Source organism: bacterium, from assembly GCA_013360195.1.
Classification (GTDB): domain Bacteria; phylum Electryoneota; class RPQS01; order RPQS01; family RPQS01; genus JABWCQ01.
Genome location: JABWCQ010000008.1, coordinates 69,892 through 86,084 on the forward strand (window position 1 = coordinate 69,892; position 16,193 = coordinate 86,084).

Here is a 16,193-nt window from a genome sequence, read left to right on the forward strand (position 1 = left end):
GCGATCGTCTCGACCATCCATATTCACTATTTCATTGCATAACCTAATTATGACAGCAACTTTCCGCCGAAAAATGTGGCGCCGATTCGCGGTGCTGATATTGGTTGTCCTTTCACTTGTCTCAATCTCTTGCAAAGACGATGAAGATTCGGACGCCAGATTCACCGCGACGTCCGAAATCGACATTCGCGCGCGGATAACTTCGCAATCGCATTTGACGGTTGAGGCAATAAATGGAATTGTCGATATAACCGGTGTTTCCGATAGCGATTCAATAGTGGTCTTAGGTGAACGAATTGTATATTCCGTGAGCCAACAAAGCGCTGACACGCATTTGACCGAACTAAGTGTTCATATCCAAGAGGCCAACAATCAATTTTGGGTCACGACGGTGCAGCCAGTTTACACTGAAGGTTGCGAATACAACGTTAATTACAAAATTACTGTGCCCGAGAATTTAAGCGTTTTGGTCAGGCAAGCTAACGGTGAAGTGCTTATTCGAACACTCGGGCCAGTAACGTCTGGAAGGCCGTCCGCAGAGGTGGATTTGGCGAACGGTAGTATCGGACTCTATGACGTTCAAGGGTCAATTCTTACTGAACTATCGAACGGCACGACAAATGTCTCGACGCAATACTCCGAACTGAACTTGTGCGAAGTCACAGTCGTAAACGGAACTACAAACGTTCAAATCCCTAACACAATTTCCGCATATTTCTCTGCACAAGTAATCGTAGGCACAGTCACCGTGAACGGACTTGACTTGCGAAACCCGGTTATAACTCCAACTTCAGTAACCGGAACACTCGGAAGCGGCGACGGCGCAATCGCCATTCGCGGCACGACTGGTACTATCACTGTGGCAGGGAACTAATGGCGAGATAGTTTTCGCAAAGTCTTCAATTGATTTTCAAAATTATTTTCAAATAGGAGCAATCCAATGCCCGTAATGACTATGGTGCAGGCGCTGCAAAATGCGCTCGATGTGAAGCTGGCCGATGACCCGTCTGTGCTTTGCTTTGGCGAAGACGTCGGCGTCGAAGGCGGCGTGTTTCGCGTGACTGAACATTTGCAAAAGAAGCACGGCGTCAAGCGCGTGTTTGATACGCCGCTCGCCGAATCCTCCATCATCGGCGCGTGCATCGGCATGTCGGTGATGGGCTTGCGTCCCGTCGCCGAAATGCAGTTCGACGGCTTCGTTTATCCCGCGATGAATCAAATCATCACGCACATTTCGCGCTATCGCTACCGCACGCGCGGTCAGCGTCACATTCCCGCCGTGATTCGTTTTCCTTATGGCGGCGGTGTGAAGGCGCTCGAAATGCACTCGGAAGCGATGGAAGCGATGTACGCTCATATCCCCGGCCTCAAGGTCGTGATTCCCTCGACACCGTATGACGCGAAAGGCTTGATGATTTCCGCGATTGAAGACAACGATCCGGTGATTTTCCAAGAGCCGAAGCGGCTCTATCGCGCGATGAAGCAGGAAGTGCCCGACGGACTCTATCGCATTCCCATCGGCAAAGCCAAAGTGGAAAAAGAGGGCCGCGACATGACCGTGTTGTCGTGGGGCGCGATGATGCACGTCTGCCGCAAGTCGCTCGAGTATCTCGAAAAGGATCACATCAACATCGAGTTGATTGATTTGCGTTCGATCTATCCGCTCGATTGGGATACGATTGTCAATTCTATCAAGAAAACCGGACGCTTGCTCGTCGTGCAGGAAGGCCCGAAGAGTTTCGGTGTCGCGGCGGAGTTGATCGCACTCGCCAATGAAAAATGCTTCGAGTATCTCGAAGCGCCGCCGATGCGCTTGTGCGGCAACGACACGATTCCGCCGCTTCCGCGCTCGGAAGATCTCTATTGCCCGACTCCCGAGCGCGTGCACTACTACTGCCGCAGGCTCGCGGATTATCAGATTTAACAGGGAGACAAAATACATGGCCTTTAATTTTCTCTTCCCGGATATCGGGGAAGGCATTCACGAAGGAAAAATTCTCGAGTGGTATCACAAGCCCGGCGACATGGTCAAAGAGGGCGATCCGTTGCTAAAGGTCGAGACTGACAAAGTTGTGACCGACATTCCCGTCCCGCAAACCGGCAAGCTTGCGCAGACCAACGGCAAGGTGGATGAAATCGTGCACGTCGGTCAAGTCATCGCGGTGATCACGGGCAAGAATGAAGAGGTTTCCTTCACCACGCCGCCGCCGACGGAAGCCTATCACGAGAACGACACGACGCGCCACGTGTCGCCGACGCTCGCCCACGAGAAGACCGCGTCCACCGATGAAGACGGCATGTACGGTGTTGTGGGACAAATTCCGGTCGGCAACGACATTCTGCCTTCCACGAACGAAGGCCGACCCGAAGTTGTGCCCGCCGACGTGCGCACGACGGATAAAGTTATCGCGACTCCCGTTGCGCGCAAGATGGCCGCAGATATGGGCGTTGATATCAACAGAGTGCGCGGAACAGGTCCCGGCGGTCGTGTGATGAAGAACGACATCGAAGCCGCGGCATCGGGTGGAACGGCTGTCGCTACTCCGGCACAAACGCGACCGATGGTTGCCAACGGCGTGAGCGTGTCCGCTCCGAAAGTTATTCCCGCCGCGATTCCGGGAGAATTCCCCGGGACGGTGGAAATTGAGGAGCTGACGCAACTGCGCAAGACGATTGCTAACCGTATGTCGCAGTCGAAATACACCGCGCCGCACGCCACGTCGCTCGACGAAGTGGAAGTCTCGAAGCTTGTCGCACTGCGCAATCAGAAGAACAAGGAGCTTGAAAAGGAGGGCGTCAAACTTTCCTATCTGCCGTTCATTATCAAGGCCGTCTGTGTCGCATTGCGGAAGCACAAAAAATTGAACGCGACGCTTGATCTCGACCGTAATCGTGTGGTGTACAAGAAATATTACAACATCGGTTTGGCGGTGGATACGCCGGACGGATTGGTCGTTCCGAATATCAAGAACGCCGACCAGAAGGGAATCTTGCAGCTCGCGCGCGAAATCGAGGATCTCTCTACACGCGCCCGCGAACGCAAATTGACCATTGACGAGATCCGTGACGGCACGTTCACGATCACGAACTACGGCAGTTTGAACGGCAACTTCGGTGTTCCCGTTATCAACTATCCCGAAGTCGCGATTTTAGGCACAGGCCGCATCACGCAGAAGCCCGTCATCCTGAACGATCAAATCGTCAAAGGTTGGATTCAGCCGCTGAGTTTGTCGTTCGACCATAGAATCGTGGACGGAGGCGACAGCGCAAGATTCGTCAACGACTTGGTCACGATGCTGGCCGACCCGACCAATATGCTGATGCTCTAAGCCATGAACAACGAACCACGCATTCCCATAGACAAAGAGAAGATCGTTGAGTTCTGCAAGAAACACGGCATCATCGAGTTCGCACTCTTTGGTTCCGTGTTACGCGATGATTTCGGGCCGGAAAGCGATGTGGATGTGATGATCTCGCTTGCCACACAAAAGGGATTTGGTCTGTTTAAGTACGGCCGACTGATTTATGAACTGCGACTGCTTTTCAATCGTGATGTTGACGTCGTTTTACGGAAAGAAATTGAGGGTAGCAGTAATACGATTAGAAAGCGTGAAGTATTGTCAAACTATCGGACCGTTTATGTCGCGTAAAGACGACTTAGCATACGTCAAGGATATTTTGACGGCTTGCGAGAGAATCCGACTAATCTTGAGCGAGGATTCGTCGCCGGAGGTTATGCGTCGCATATCAGTTCAAGATTCGCTTGTGCATAATATCCAGATTGTGGGGGAGGCGGCAAATCAATTATCAGATTCTTTTAAGGCGCGTGTCTCAATGATCGATTGGCAAGCGATGATCGGTATGCGGCATCGCATCGTGCACAACTACTTTGACATTGATTTGGATATTGTTTGGGACACTGTTCTCCACGATCTTCCACAACTTGAGGCCGCGCTGAAACCGTGGTTGCCTGAAATAGAATAGAATTTAATCTTTATCCGGAGGTGCGACGTGAAAGGGACGATTGCGATTCTCGGATGTTTGCTGGCGGCCTATGCCGCGCCGCTCTTTGGAAACGAAGTTCCGTTGATATTGGAAGAGACGATTCAGTTGCCGGAGATCCCGGATGTTTGGGATGTCGTTCTGACCGGTGGGGATGACTACGCATGGGTATTTGGAGCCGGGCCTGTGAATGAGTCTTGGGACTCCTCCTGCTATTTTATCTGTGGATACGCATCAGTAGGAGCAACCGATACATTTCAAACTGGCACTTGGGCTGAAATGAACGGCAATCCGAGATCTGTTGAGTTTGTAATGGGTCCAAGTGACTCGATTCGTTGTGTTGTTACGTCATCTTATCATGAGACATGTGAGCTTGCTAAAGGTACATGCTGTGTGTCAGTATATGACTTTGCTCGCCAACGAGTGATTTATAACGTTGATTGGGCTAACTTTTGTGACCGCCCTTGGTGGGTTCCGGGGCAAGTGTGCTTATGCCACCACTCGATTCTTAATCTTGCCGTTTTCCCTGCCTACCCCCAGGCCCTTGTGTCTCTGCCAGTTATGAGGAAGTGGTTCTCGTCCAGTGGCGAAGATCATACGCCGCATCGGCTTAGTCCGAATCTTCTCGGTACCGGAGCTTCAATACAACTTTCGTCAGACTATGCGCTAGCCTTCTCATCGCAGCACAGCTATCAATTGTATTTCGTTGGGATACAAAGCAACGGGACAATGGATAAGATCGTTTTTGTCGGTGATACAGTGGAAATGTCAGAACAATGGGACATAGCGGAATCCATGGTTTTGAGTTCGATTAAAATGCTATGCACTTGGGACGACTCCAGTGGCGCAGCACTTGTTGTAATGAAGACAAATGACTCACTTAAGGCATTTACCGACGGTTCAGAGTATCCGTTGTGGCGGCGTTCAACTTCATATGAGTACGCCACTCTCAGTGATGTTATCGCAGATTCGGCTGGCGAGGAGTTGCTATTGGCGGAGCCGCAGTTCTCTCTTTTGCACATTTATGATCCGCTTACTTTCCAGTTTTGGGGGCAGACATCAAACTTTGAAACGGGCTGGGACGAAATCAAGGTTGTAAGTCGTTATGATCGTGACTACCGCCGTCTCGTCGTGCGCTATGGCAGTGAGTTGCGCATCTACCGTTTTGGCGACCCGATTTACACGGATGCTGATCATGTTCGATCTGGGTTACCAAGCGAGTTGACTCTCTTGGCCTATCCGAATCCGTTCAATCCGACGACGATGATTGCGTTTGATTTGCCGAAGGCGGGGCGGGCGAAATTGGTGGTGTATGATTTGAACGGGCGGCAGGTACAGACGCTGTTGGATGAGCAGATGAGCGGCGGGCATCACGAGTTCGGTTTTGACGGCGCAGCATTGCCGAGCGGGATTTATTTTGCTCGGTTGTCGGCGGGGAATTTGGTAAAGACACAGAAGATGGTGTTGTTGAAATAGCGGGTTCCGGCGGGGAACCGCTACGTGCTTTTCAAGCACTTCGCTTAATCCCCGCTCGGCGAGACATGGAAATAAAAGATTACAGTTTAGTTGATCATGACTTGTTAGCGCCTGACGACAGCGCCGGGCGTTTCCTGCTGTGGGTGCCGGGTCAGACTTGTGTGGTGATTGGGAGCGGATCGAAGAGTGAGCTGGAGCTGAATGCCGAAGCAATTCTTGCGGACGGCGTTCAGGTTTACAAGCGGAAAACGGGCGGGTGTTCTGTTGTGCTGTCACCTGAGATGTGGTGCCTGTCGTGCGCGCTGTATGGCCGCAAACAGATTCAGTCGAAGGATTATTTTGTGTTATTCAACAAGGCGGTGTGCGACGCGTTTGCGCGAATTGGTGTAAATGGATTGGCACATCGTGGGATTTCGGATATTGCTTTAGGTGAAAAGAAGATTGCCGGAACCGCGATTTATCGCAATCGCGATTTGGTTTTTTACCACGCCGTTCTCAATATTGCGGGCGACGTGGATCTGATTTCGCGCTATCTGTTGCAGCCGCCACGTGAGCCGGACTATCGAGGAGGAAGATCGCACCGCGAGTTCGTGACGTCGCTTGGTGAAGCAGGGTTCGCACCGAAGCGGGAAGAATTTGATAAAGAATTTAGAAGTGAGTTTGACAGAATCGTAGAATTGTTGACCGTTGTGTATTGCTAAACAGTTTACCCCCCTTTATCCCCCCAGAGGACTGGGGGGAAATCCGAAAAGGCGCACCTTGTGAGTGCGCCTTCTTTATGTTTCTGGGGAAAAGCGGCTATTTCATCATCACCAACTTGGCAGTGCGCGCTTGCGCGCCCGCCTGAAGTTTTGCAAAATAAATTCCACTTGCCAATCCTGATCCATCAACAGAGACGTTGTGTGATCCGGCGGTCATGATTTCATTTGCAAGTGATGTGACCAAGCGGCCCTGTATGTCAAACAGATCGAGTTGTACGTGTGACGATTGCGAGAGAGTGAAATTCAGTGTAGTGGTCGGATTGAACGGATTTGGATAGGCTGAAAGAGTGAAATCGTTTGGAGTCAGCAGATTGTCGTCCGCATCCATGATGATATCGAGCTGGAAGAAGCCCTCGCCGTTGCTGGCTTCTACCGTGTTGATGCCGTCCGTTGCCCACACGCGCCAGCGGAATTCAAAGACTTCGTCAAGTGGGGAAAGGGGGACCATCAGTTCAAGATGGTAAAAGGTATCCGTCGTGACGGTGTCGTGAGGAGAAATAAAGAAGTCTTCGGGATACGTTGATTCGATATGAAAAGTATATTGAATCGGCGCGCCTTCAGGATCGTGTGATGCCCTCCAATTCATGACGAAAGGAAAATCCAAATCCGGCATCGTGCTGTCCCGGGGCGTTATGCGCGTGAAGCTGCAGGGGGGCATGTTGCAGAAGTCATTGGACAGACCATAGAGCAGGATTTCGCGCTGGTTGCCCGGCAAAACAGCTACTCCTGACGTGATAATCTCGTCAAACGAAGTGATCACCGCGCGAGCGGCTTCTTCACTGACAGCGTTGCCCACCCACTTTATGCCGACGCTGTCGCCGCAGGAAGAGACATGCAGCACGAAGACGTCATTGTCCGTTGTGCTGACGCGCTGAGCGTGGCCGATAAGATAGTAACCGTCATGACCGTCGGGAAGAATTGTGTTGGCAACCGCGGCGCCGGGAATGTCAAACTCAAATTTTCTATGCCAGAGGAGATTGCCGGAATCATCAGTTTCCATCAGCATAACGTCGTTGTTCTGGTTTAAGCCGTGTTGGGCGCCGCAAGCGACATATCCCAATCCTGACGAACCTTGAAACAAGCCGTGAATTTCGACATTCGCGTCAAACTCGTAGAGGTGGTCCCACAATAAAGTCCCCGTTGGTCCGAAGAGCGCCATGCGCGCGGCGCCTGTGCTGTCAAGAACACTGCGGCCACCGACAAGATAGTTGTTTCCGGCGGTCACGATCATATCATAGGCCGTGTCTTCATCAAAACTGCCGACGCGCGCAGACCACAGACTGTCGCCGTTTGAATTCGTTTTCAATACCCACCAGTCGTGACCACCTGCTCCGCCAGGAAGGGAATGCGAGCGACCTGCGATCACGAAGCCACCGTCGGGAGCCACGTTTACGCTTGTGGCCTGATTTGCAAACTCGTGTCCGTAGGTGCGTGACCAAATGCTGTCACCATCCGGGTTCACTCGCAAGAGCCAATAGTTCTGATCGTTGTTGGCAGGATTTCTGGCCCAACCGCCGCAGATAAATCCGCCGTCGTTGGTGCGAGCGATATCGGTTAAGATACTCTGCGAGCCGCCGGAATACTGATGACTCCAAGTTGCTTCGCCGGTTGCAGGATTGACCTTTGAAAGCCAGCCAAACCCTTGCGTGATTCCCGTTACATCAACATATCCGCAGGCCACAACCATTCCGTCGTTGGCTAATGCAACGCCAGTGCCTTGATCCGAGTTCTGAGTTCCCGGACTCGATATCCAGAGTGAATCCATGCACTGCGAATACGCCGTGCTTGTAAGTAAGAACAACAATACAATTAACGAATTCATGTGCTTCTCCTTTTGAACGCACCGTAAGATAGCACTTTCCGATTCTCGCCGCAACTACTTTTGAGTTGCAAATTTGACCGAAAAAGCCTATACTTAACAACTTGAAAAATCCTGTCTTACCTCCTCGTAAGCTCCGTTGAAACCAACTCTTACCGTCGGCAGCCGGGCCGAATATCGCTTCATTGTCGAGTCGCGCATGACCGTCTATTTCGAGGGGCGGCCCCTGCACCCCTTCTACTCGACCTACTGGCTGACCTATCATTCCGAGTATGTTAGCCGGCTTGTGCTGGAGCCCCATCTCGACTATGGCGAAGACGGCATCGGGACGGGTGTGTTCGTCCGCCATCACAATCCCGCCGGTATCGGGCAGGAGCTGCTGTTTATGGCCGAATGTACGCGCCTGCACGGCAATTATCTCTTCTGTGAAGTAAAAGCCTTTCATGGCGAGCGGTTAATCGGCGAGGGCGAAGTGCACCAAGTTGTGCTTTCGAGTGACAAACTCAAGGAACTGCATCGCCGTGCATACCCCGACTGGGGCTCTGGTTCCGGCGGCTGGGGGATCGAAGACCACCTGTGGGAACTCAAGAAATAGAAAATTGCAAATAGAAAATAGAAAAAGTTCACGATGATCAACTTCATTGCATTCTACAAGCATCCTCAGGACGTGGAAGCGTTTGACAAAGCTTATTGGGAGACACACATTCCGCTCATCAAGAAGGTCCCCGGACTCGTGAGCGTGCAAGCCAACAAGTTTTGGCCGGGCAAGGATGCGCCTGCGCCATACTACATGATGGCGGTGCTCTCTTTTGCAGACAAAGACTCATTCAAGGCTGGCATGAAATCGCCGGAGATGGCCGAAGCGGGTGCGAATCTGATGAGCTTTGCCAAGGGACTCGTCGAGTTTCAGACGGCGGAAACGGATCCGCGCGCATGAAAAAGAATTTCGAATCGAGACCTGCCGACAGCTTCAAGTTCGAGTTTATCACCTACGAGAAGAAGGGCGCGCGCGCGACTGTCACCTTCAACCGTCCCGACAAGCTCAACTGTGTCCACTATCCGATGCTGAAGGAGTTGTGCGAAGCGTTCGACGACGTTTCGTTCGATGATGAGATCGCCGTTTTGATTTTGACGGGCAAGGGCGACCGCGCATTTTGCACGGGAGCTGACTTGAATGAGCAGCTCCAATTTCTCGACCGACCGCAGGACTACTGGAAGTGGATGGGCGCGTTCATCGATGCGCACGACAAGCTGCGCAATCTGGGTAAGCCCTCAATCGCGCGTTTGAACGGCATCGTGGTTGGCGGCGGAAATGAATTTAACATTAGTTGCGATCTCGCCATTGCGTGTGACGATATTTACATTCGTCAAGTCGGCGCGGCGCACGGTTCCGTTGCCGCTGCAGGAGCTTCGCAGTTTCTGCCGATAATTGTCGGGGACCGGCGCGCGCGGGAAATTCTCTTTTTGTGTGAAGAGATTCCGGCGAAGAAAGCCCTCGAATGGGGTTTGGTAAATCAGGTGGTGCCGCGAGCGGAGCTCGATAAGGCAATCGATGAAATGGCCACAAAGCTTGAGAACAAATTGCCCGAGTGTGTGCGCTATTTGAAAACACAGCTGAACTACTGGCGCGATGCGTCGTGGTCGCAGACGATCAACCACGCGCGCGACTGGCTTGGGATCCACGCGAATTCCCCCGAGGTCCGCGAAGCCGTCACGGCCTTCAATTCCAAGCGCAAACCCGACTACAAGAAAGTGCGCGAAAGTTTGAAGAAGAAATAAGATATGAGTGATCTCCAATACCTGAAACTTGAGCGCGACGGGCACGTTGCCACCGTTTTCCTGAATCGTCCGAAGCAGCTTAATGCGCTCAATATGGCGCTGATGGATGAGCTTGTGGCCACGCTTGAGCTGCTTGACAACGATGATGAAATTCGCGCGATTGTGTTGACGGGCGATTCGCGCGCGTTTGCAGCAGGTGCGGATATTATGGAAATGGCCGACGCCGACTCCACTGAAATGCTGCGGCGCGATCAATTTGCCAAATGGGATCGCATTCGCAAAATCAAGAAGCCGATTATCGCGGCGGTGTCGGGTTTTGCGCTCGGCGGCGGATGCGAGTTGATGATGCATTGCGATATGGTCATCGCGAGCGAAACCGCGCAATTCGGTCAGCCCGAGATCAAAATCGGAGTCATGCCCGGCGCGGGCGGCACACAGCGGCTGACGCGCACCGTCGGCAAAGCGCGCGCGATGGAGATGGTGTTGACCGGAAAATTCATCGGCGCGAAGCAGGCCGAAGCGTGGGGCTTGGTCAATCGCGTCGTCCCGATCGAAGTGTATCTGACTGAGGCTCAGAAACTCGCACGCGAAATCGCGCAGATGTCGCCCATCGCGGTGCGATTGGCCAAAGAGGCTGTACTGAAGAACTACGAGTCCTTCCTGACCGGCGGCCTTGAGTTTGAACGCAAGAATTTTTATCTGCTTTTTGCCACTGAAGATCAAAAGGAAGGCATGAAAGCGTTTATTGAAAAGAGACCTGCTAAGTTTACGGGGAAATAGGACGTCGTAGAGGAAGATAAGATGTTTTGGAGACGCATAAAGAGTCTATTCGGGAGGCAAGCAAGGACATGGAATGGAGACTTTAGTCACTTATCCAAGGTGCTTTCGGAGCGGATTATCCCGAATGCGATGGCTGCTACACAGTTAGCTGTGTTGCAATTTAAGAAAGACCAGGAAGTCACTAAGAAGCAGGAAGAAACTATCTTCTTTGAATATTTGGTGGCGTTCCTGAGCCTTGCCGACAGGAGCATTTTCCGTTCTTCATTAAAGAATGATAGAGACTCCGTGATGAATGCACTAGTCGAGACGACGATTATTCAAATAACGGAATCTCTTCAATCACATAAAAGCGAATTTGCGACTTTCTTTATTTCATTGTATAATGTCCGCCAATCGGAATACGGAAGTTGTAAAAGGCTTTTTGATGGGGATAGTGGGGAAGGGCCGATATTTTGCCTTCGAACAGCGAGCCATCTACTCAATGCTGCGCAACACGAAACAGATGAGACTCTACTTGTGCTATATGCAAAAGTTATGAGCGCGTTCGTAGTGCTGATTGGAGAAATCGACGCGATATTGCTACATTCAGGAGTTGAATAATAAATGTACGAAACAATCCTCTACGAGCGCACAGACGCCGTTCTGAAGATAACGCTAAATCGTCCTGACCGCTTTAACGCGTTCAACGAGCAGATGCACAAAGAGCTGGCCGATGCTTTTAAGAATGCCGCTAAGGATGATGATATCCGAAGTGTGATTCTGACCGGCGCGGGCAAAGCTTTTTGCAGCGGGCAGGATTTGAAGGAAGTCAAGGACAATCCTAATCGCAATCTTGCGGATTCCTTGCGCTACAATTACAATCCGAATATCTTGCGGATTCGCGGGCTTGAAAAGCCCGTTTTGTGCGCATTGAATGGGGTTGCCGCCGGAGCGGGAATGTCGCTGGCGATGGCGTGCGATCTCAGGATTGCTTCTGATCAATCTTCGATGCTGCAAGCATTCGTCAACGTTGGCTTGCTGCCCGATTCCGGTTCGACGTGGGTCTTGCCGCGCTTGTTGGGGTATCATAAAGCATTTGAGATTTGCTCGACGGGTCGTCCGATTAAGGCTGACGAAGCGCTCAAACTCAACTTAGTTGATGAGATTGTTGAGCACGACAAGCTTGACTCGTTCACAATGGAGCTTGCCGTCAAATATGCAAATGCGCCCACGAAGGCAATCGGAGCCTTGAAGCGTGCGCTGAACAAAGCTTCCGCCGTGCCGCTCGACGAGGCACTTGAGTATGAAGCCTACCTGCAGGACATCCTCGGCAAGACCGAAGACTATCGAGAAGGCGTGGCCGCATTTAACGAGAAACGCAAACCACAATTCAAGGGCCGCTAAGTGTCCAGCTCCGAGTTTTGAATTTTCTATTCTCCATTTTCAATTTTTCAGATGTCAGACAAACTTTTTCCAAACATTATTAACGGCGAGCATCTTCCGGCGGTTTCGGGGAAGACGCTTGCATTGAGCAATCCTGCAACAGGCGAAGCGCTGGGAATGATTCCGCTTTCCGATGCCGCTGATATTGACAAGGCAGTGAATGCCGCACGTTCCGCACTGAACGGCAAGTGGGGACGCTTGACGGCTTCACAGCGCACCAAAATTCTGTTCAAAGCCGCGGAACTATTGAGCGCCCGAGCCAAGGAAATCGCCGAACTCGAAGCGCGCAACATGGGCAAACCGATGCTGCATGTCATGGGCGAAGTCAAGCAGGCCATTGAGGACTTCGAGTACTTCGCCGGAGCGGCCAGCAAGATTGAAGGCCGCGTGCCGCCGATTCATCCGGTGTTTTTCGGATACACTTTGAAGGAGCCTGTGGGAGTCGTCGGGGCGATTACGCCGTGGAATTATCCGATAATGCTCGAATCATGGAAGCTTGCGCCCGCACTGGCCGCAGGCTGTACCGTTGTGTTGAAGCCGTCGGAAATCGCACCGTGCTCGGCGAATATACTGGTTGAGATTCTGCATGAAGCGGGCTGTCCCGAAGGAACGGTCAATCTCGTACATGGATTAGGCGAGAGTGCCGGTGCCGCTTTGGTGAAACATCCAGGCGTCAACAAAATCTCATTCACGGGCGGAACGGATACGGGCCGCGCGATCATGAAAGAGTGCGCCAACGACATGAAACGGGTGATGCTAGAGTTGGGAGGAAAGTCTCCGGCCATCGTATGCGAAGACGCGAACTTGAATGACGCGGTATTGTCAAGCGTGTTCACGATTTTCTACGGAGCCGGACAGTCCTGCGACGCGCGGTCGCGCATTTATGTCCATGAAAAACTGTATGACGCTTTTGTGGAGAAGTTTGCTGCCGCGACAAAGACGCTCGTGGTGGGTGATCCGCTTGACAAGTCAACACATATCGGCTCGCTTGCGCATCCGTCCCGTTTGCCGATTATGCAGAAATTCGTTGACGCGGCCAAACAAGGCGGAGGAAGGATTCTCTGCGGCGGTGAGCAGTTGAAAGGCGGGGTTTACGACAAGGGTTGCTTCTTTGCTCCAACAGTTATCGTTGATCTGCCGGAAGACAATTTGTGTGTGCAGGAAGAGATTTTCGGACCGATTGTTGTTATCGCCAAATTCGCCAATGACGACGACGCATTGGCCAAAGCTAACGGTGTTAAGTATGGGCTCTGCGCGACATTGTACACGGAGAGCATGCCGCGCGCGACGAAGTTCATCCGCGGATTGCACAGCGGCATCGTCACTGTCAACACACCTGCAACTGCGCTTCCCGGTCTGCCTTTCGGCGGCTATAAGCAATCCGGAATCGGCCGCGAAATGGCAATGGAGACGCTCGATAGCTACCTCGAAACCAAAACTGTTTTGACCGGCGTCACCGGTAAGCCCATCAATCCGTTCGGTCTGACGGTCAGCTAAAGGAAGCGGCTATGAAGTATTGTGTTCTGGGTGCCACTGGACGAACCGGAGGCATCGTGGCGACTGAGCTTCTGAAGGACGGTTATCAGGTACGGGTGGTCGCCAGGAGTCTCGACAAGCTTGAGCCGCTGCGCGCCCTCGGCGCGGAGCCATGTGTCGCTGATTTGCAGGTGCTTGACGATGTGAAGCGCGCCTTTGCGGATATCGAGGCTGCGTATGTCATGATTCCGCCGAACTTCACCGCGTCGGATTTCCGTAAATTTCAGGATGAAGTCACCGATAATATTGCCGATGCCATCGCGACGAACGGCACGAAGTACACTGTCTCCTTAAGCAGCATCGGCGCCGAAAATCCTAAAGGAGTCGGTCCTGTGAACGGCCTGCACTATATGGAAGTGCAGCTTGACGGCATTCCTGACCTGAATACGCTCCATGTCCGCGCGGGTTTCTTTATGGAGAATCTGCTCGGTTCGCTGGGAATGATTAAAGGAATGAAGATTTATGGCGCTGCATGTCCGCCAGACGCGGCATGGCCGCTAATCTCGACCGGCGACATTGGGCATTATGCAGCCCAACGGCTGAAAGCCCTCAATTTCAGCGGCAAAAATGTGCAGTTTCTCCTCGGTCCGCGGGACGTGACCGGAGAAGAGACAGCGCGCATTCTTGCCGCGGCGTTTGGAATGGAAGCCTTGCCGTACGTGCATTTCACATACGAGGACATGAAGAAGGGGGTGGTCGGAGGTGGCGTGCTTCCGAACACGGCGGACCTGTTCGTTGAGCTGTACGATGGTTTCAATAAAGGTTTACTCACCTATCATCGAGACACGGAATCGACCACCAATACGAAACTTGAGGACTTCGCTGCGAAAGTCTTGAAACCGGCGTTCGATTCAAGATAGCTTTGAATGCGACTATTGAAAGGGTCACCCGCAAGAGTGACCCTTTTTTTCTTCTCTACTTTCGAAGCGTTTTGCCGTCACGCGGCACCTTCCAAGTCAGTCCGACGGCTTCACCCAGCGTCGGCGCCAAATCCTCCGGCCCGCATAGCACCGCAGAACGTCCCGACCCGAATGAACCACCCATCAGAAACATTGGCACGTGCAAATCGTAGTCGTGGCATGAGCCGTGATTCGACGTGGTTCCGTCGCTTTGCCAGTACGGTTTCGGATGGAAATAGGCGTCGCTTGACCTGCCCGGATAGAAGTTGTTCGCAACATGCGAGCGCAGCGTGGAATCTGAAATCGCAAGCACATCGTCTCGTGTCAATGTCAACACGACGTCCGCCACTCCGGGCTGGTCGCGCAGCCAGTTCACTGCCCGAGTTGCCGTCTCCCGCAACTCAAGCTGCGCCTGCCGAATCGCGTCCCGGTCAAAGTTAACATCGGGAATTCCCAATTCAACGACAAAATCCGAGGAACTGTGCGCTTCCGCGTCCACGTCACTTTGCAGCGCTTGATTCAAATCCGCCTTCATCGTCTTGAAAGAGAATCTGCCACCAAGACCCTCGGCAATTTGCGTCGATTCAAACGGCGGGCACACTCCGTGGTCAGCACTCAAGGCAAACAGGTAGTTCCCACGGCCGACTGTGGTATCCAGAAGTGTCAGTAACTCCGCGATCACTTGATCGGTGCGAAGCGTCATGTCCAAAGTCTCATGACTTAACGAGCCGAACACATGACCGCAGATGTCGTTACTTGAAAAACTAATCCAAAGCAAGTCGGGTATGTCGTCTTGCCCCAACTTCTCCTCGGCAATGCACGTCTTTGCCAATCCGAACAGCCACTCGTTGCCAAAGGGAGACGATTTCAGCGCGGCTCCGTACTCCTTCAGTTTCAACGTATCAAAGGCCGGCATGACCTTCGGCAACGTGTTGGACAGCCCGACGTTTCCTCCCCGTTCATAGTCGGAGCTATCCGGATCACAGCGGGTGTAGTATTCGCTGATACCGAATCTGTCCCACGTTCGATTCTGGTACTGAGAAATTCCCTCGTTGTACTCTCGACACCATTCCGGAATGCTGACTCCGTAATATGAACTTGATTCGAATCCGCCTTCCAGACCGTTCGCCCAGAGCACTCCAGTGGGATTTTTCCCACCCATTGCAATAGCAGCGCGGTCCTTGAGGGACATGCTCCAAATTCCTGCCTCTGTCCCGAATTTGCTGCGCCAGGCATCTGAAAGGCCGTCCACCAGAATGTTTTCAGGGCAATGGGACGTTCCTGCAACGTTTGCACCTCCTGTAGAGGGCAGCGGATGCACGCCGTCACATTGAACACAGTATTCATTCGAGCCGTCCGGATTGCGCCAGCCGTTCCCCACTATGCCATGAGTTTTCGGATCACAGCCCGTCGCAATTGTTGCGTGTCCCGGACCTGTTTCCAAAACTCCATGGCGGTACCGGCATTCCGTGAAAAACACCCCGTCGCTGTCCAACCGCTTGAAACCTCCGTCCGAGAACAGGTCCATGTTGTCCGCAATCAGAGTGATAGGCAGTTGATCGATGACCACCACAACCGTTAACGGAGGAGCAGACTGTGCATAGACTCCGCATGCCAGCAATGCAAGGAGTGTGAGAATTGTGTTCAAGTGGTTCATTTTGAATGCCTTCCCATCGTGTCATTCCCGATTGGACTCTCAAGTGTAACAAGGAATTCAGA

General features: G+C 52.4%; 17 protein-coding genes. 15 read left to right on the forward strand and 2 right to left on the reverse strand.

The window, feature by feature from the left end; translation table 11 throughout:
- Positions 1 to 49 precede the first annotated feature (49 nt).
- From HUU59_07505 to HUU59_07535, 7 genes are all read left to right on the forward strand, one after another.
- The gene (locus HUU59_07505; GenBank protein NUO19272.1) at positions 50 to 874 is read left to right on the forward strand and encodes a hypothetical protein; all 825 of its coding nucleotides are present in this window, start codon (positions 50 to 52) and stop codon (positions 872 to 874) included.
- Positions 875 to 940: 66 nt separating this feature from the next.
- Complete coding sequence (locus tag HUU59_07510) at positions 941 to 1,924, forward strand: alpha-ketoacid dehydrogenase subunit beta (protein NUO19273.1); 984 nt, start codon at positions 941 to 943, stop codon at positions 1,922 to 1,924.
- 16 nt (positions 1,925 to 1,940) lie between these two features.
- A complete protein-coding gene (locus tag HUU59_07515) occupies positions 1,941 to 3,329 on the forward strand; it encodes a 2-oxo acid dehydrogenase subunit E2 (GenBank protein ID NUO19274.1) in 1,389 nt (462 codons plus the stop codon).
- A 3-nt stretch (positions 3,330 to 3,332) separates the two neighbouring features.
- Entirely contained in the window at positions 3,333 to 3,650 is a 318-nt protein-coding gene (locus tag HUU59_07520) for a nucleotidyltransferase domain-containing protein (protein ID NUO19275.1), read from the forward strand.
- Entirely contained in the window at positions 3,640 to 3,984 is a 345-nt protein-coding gene (locus tag HUU59_07525) for a DUF86 domain-containing protein (protein ID NUO19276.1), read from the forward strand. The genes HUU59_07520 and HUU59_07525 overlap by 11 nt, the downstream gene beginning before the upstream one ends.
- A gap of 27 nt (positions 3,985 to 4,011) precedes the next feature.
- Positions 4,012 to 5,478 carry a T9SS type A sorting domain-containing protein gene (locus tag HUU59_07530; protein NUO19277.1) on the forward strand — a complete coding sequence of 489 codons (1,467 nt, stop codon included), beginning with the start codon at positions 4,012 to 4,014 and terminating at the stop codon, positions 5,476 to 5,478.
- A 65-nt stretch (positions 5,479 to 5,543) separates the two neighbouring features.
- Entirely contained in the window at positions 5,544 to 6,179 is a 636-nt protein-coding gene (locus HUU59_07535) for a hypothetical protein (GenBank protein NUO19278.1), read from the forward strand.
- Positions 6,180 to 6,276: 97 nt separating this feature from the next.
- Here HUU59_07535 and HUU59_07540 read toward each other — a convergent pair whose 3' ends face one another.
- Entirely contained in the window at positions 6,277 to 8,061 is a 1,785-nt protein-coding gene (locus HUU59_07540; protein NUO19279.1) for a T9SS type A sorting domain-containing protein, read from the reverse strand.
- A gap of 136 nt (positions 8,062 to 8,197) precedes the next feature.
- On the opposite strand from HUU59_07540, the gene HUU59_07545 reads away from it, so the two are divergent.
- Genes HUU59_07545 through HUU59_07580 form a run of 8 tightly spaced genes read left to right on the forward strand, consistent with a single transcriptional unit; the run spans position 8,198 to position 14,435 of the window.
- Complete coding sequence (locus tag HUU59_07545; protein NUO19280.1) at positions 8,198 to 8,653, forward strand: thioesterase; 456 nt, start codon at positions 8,198 to 8,200, stop codon at positions 8,651 to 8,653.
- Positions 8,654 to 8,686: 33 nt separating this feature from the next.
- The gene (locus tag HUU59_07550; protein ID NUO19281.1) at positions 8,687 to 8,995 is read left to right on the forward strand and encodes an EthD family reductase; all 309 of its coding nucleotides are present in this window, start codon (positions 8,687 to 8,689) and stop codon (positions 8,993 to 8,995) included.
- Positions 8,992 to 9,837: an enoyl-CoA hydratase/isomerase family protein gene (locus HUU59_07555; protein NUO19282.1), complete on the forward strand. Its 846-nt coding sequence runs from the start codon at positions 8,992 to 8,994 to the stop codon at positions 9,835 to 9,837. Before HUU59_07550 ends, HUU59_07555 begins: the two co-directional genes overlap by 4 nt.
- Before the next feature lie 3 nt (positions 9,838 to 9,840).
- A complete protein-coding gene (locus HUU59_07560; protein NUO19283.1) occupies positions 9,841 to 10,617 on the forward strand; it encodes an enoyl-CoA hydratase/isomerase family protein in 777 nt (258 codons plus the stop codon).
- A 21-nt stretch (positions 10,618 to 10,638) separates the two neighbouring features.
- The gene (locus HUU59_07565; protein ID NUO19284.1) at positions 10,639 to 11,217 is read left to right on the forward strand and encodes a hypothetical protein; all 579 of its coding nucleotides are present in this window, start codon (positions 10,639 to 10,641) and stop codon (positions 11,215 to 11,217) included.
- A gap of 3 nt (positions 11,218 to 11,220) precedes the next feature.
- The gene (locus HUU59_07570; GenBank protein ID NUO19285.1) at positions 11,221 to 12,000 is read left to right on the forward strand and encodes an enoyl-CoA hydratase/isomerase family protein; all 780 of its coding nucleotides are present in this window, start codon (positions 11,221 to 11,223) and stop codon (positions 11,998 to 12,000) included.
- Between the two features lie 51 nt (positions 12,001 to 12,051).
- On the forward strand, positions 12,052 to 13,536 hold the full coding sequence (locus HUU59_07575; protein ID NUO19286.1) for an aldehyde dehydrogenase: 1,485 nt from the start codon (positions 12,052 to 12,054) through the stop codon (positions 13,534 to 13,536).
- Positions 13,537 to 13,547: 11 nt separating this feature from the next.
- Positions 13,548 to 14,435, forward strand: a complete 888-nt coding sequence (locus HUU59_07580) for an NAD(P)H-binding protein (protein NUO19287.1) — start codon at positions 13,548 to 13,550, stop codon at positions 14,433 to 14,435.
- Between the two features lie 55 nt (positions 14,436 to 14,490).
- On the opposite strand, the gene HUU59_07585 is transcribed toward HUU59_07580, so the two are convergent.
- Positions 14,491 to 16,131, reverse strand: a complete 1,641-nt coding sequence (locus tag HUU59_07585) for an alkaline phosphatase family protein (GenBank protein ID NUO19288.1) — start codon at positions 16,129 to 16,131, stop codon at positions 14,491 to 14,493.
- Positions 16,132 to 16,193: the final 62 nt, after the last annotated feature.

Bases quoted from the DNA above. Each gene is read 5' to 3' on its own strand.
- HUU59_07505 (NUO19272.1), top strand. From the start codon at position 50: ATGACAGCAACTTTCCGCCGAAAAATGTGGCGCCGATTCGCGGTGCTG.
- HUU59_07510 (NUO19273.1), top strand. From the start codon at position 941: ATGCCCGTAATGACTATGGTGCAGGCGCTGCAAAATGCGCTCGATGTG.
- HUU59_07515 (NUO19274.1), top strand. From the start codon at position 1,941: ATGGCCTTTAATTTTCTCTTCCCGGATATCGGGGAAGGCATTCACGAA.
- HUU59_07520 (NUO19275.1), top strand. From the start codon at position 3,333: ATGAACAACGAACCACGCATTCCCATAGACAAAGAGAAGATCGTTGAG.
- HUU59_07525 (NUO19276.1), top strand. From the start codon at position 3,640: ATGTCGCGTAAAGACGACTTAGCATACGTCAAGGATATTTTGACGGCT.
- HUU59_07535 (NUO19278.1), top strand. From the start codon at position 5,544: ATGGAAATAAAAGATTACAGTTTAGTTGATCATGACTTGTTAGCGCCT.
- HUU59_07540 (NUO19279.1), bottom strand. From the start codon at position 8,061: ATGAATTCGTTAATTGTATTGTTGTTCTTACTTACAAGCACGGCGTAT.
- HUU59_07550 (NUO19281.1), top strand. From the start codon at position 8,687: ATGATCAACTTCATTGCATTCTACAAGCATCCTCAGGACGTGGAAGCG.
- HUU59_07555 (NUO19282.1), top strand. From the start codon at position 8,992: ATGAAAAAGAATTTCGAATCGAGACCTGCCGACAGCTTCAAGTTCGAG.
- HUU59_07560 (NUO19283.1), top strand. From the start codon at position 9,841: ATGAGTGATCTCCAATACCTGAAACTTGAGCGCGACGGGCACGTTGCC.
- HUU59_07565 (NUO19284.1), top strand. From the start codon at position 10,639: ATGTTTTGGAGACGCATAAAGAGTCTATTCGGGAGGCAAGCAAGGACA.
- HUU59_07570 (NUO19285.1), top strand. From the start codon at position 11,221: ATGTACGAAACAATCCTCTACGAGCGCACAGACGCCGTTCTGAAGATA.
- HUU59_07575 (NUO19286.1), top strand. From the start codon at position 12,052: ATGTCAGACAAACTTTTTCCAAACATTATTAACGGCGAGCATCTTCCG.
- HUU59_07580 (NUO19287.1), top strand. From the start codon at position 13,548: ATGAAGTATTGTGTTCTGGGTGCCACTGGACGAACCGGAGGCATCGTG.
- HUU59_07585 (NUO19288.1), bottom strand. From the start codon at position 16,131: ATGAACCACTTGAACACAATTCTCACACTCCTTGCATTGCTGGCATGC.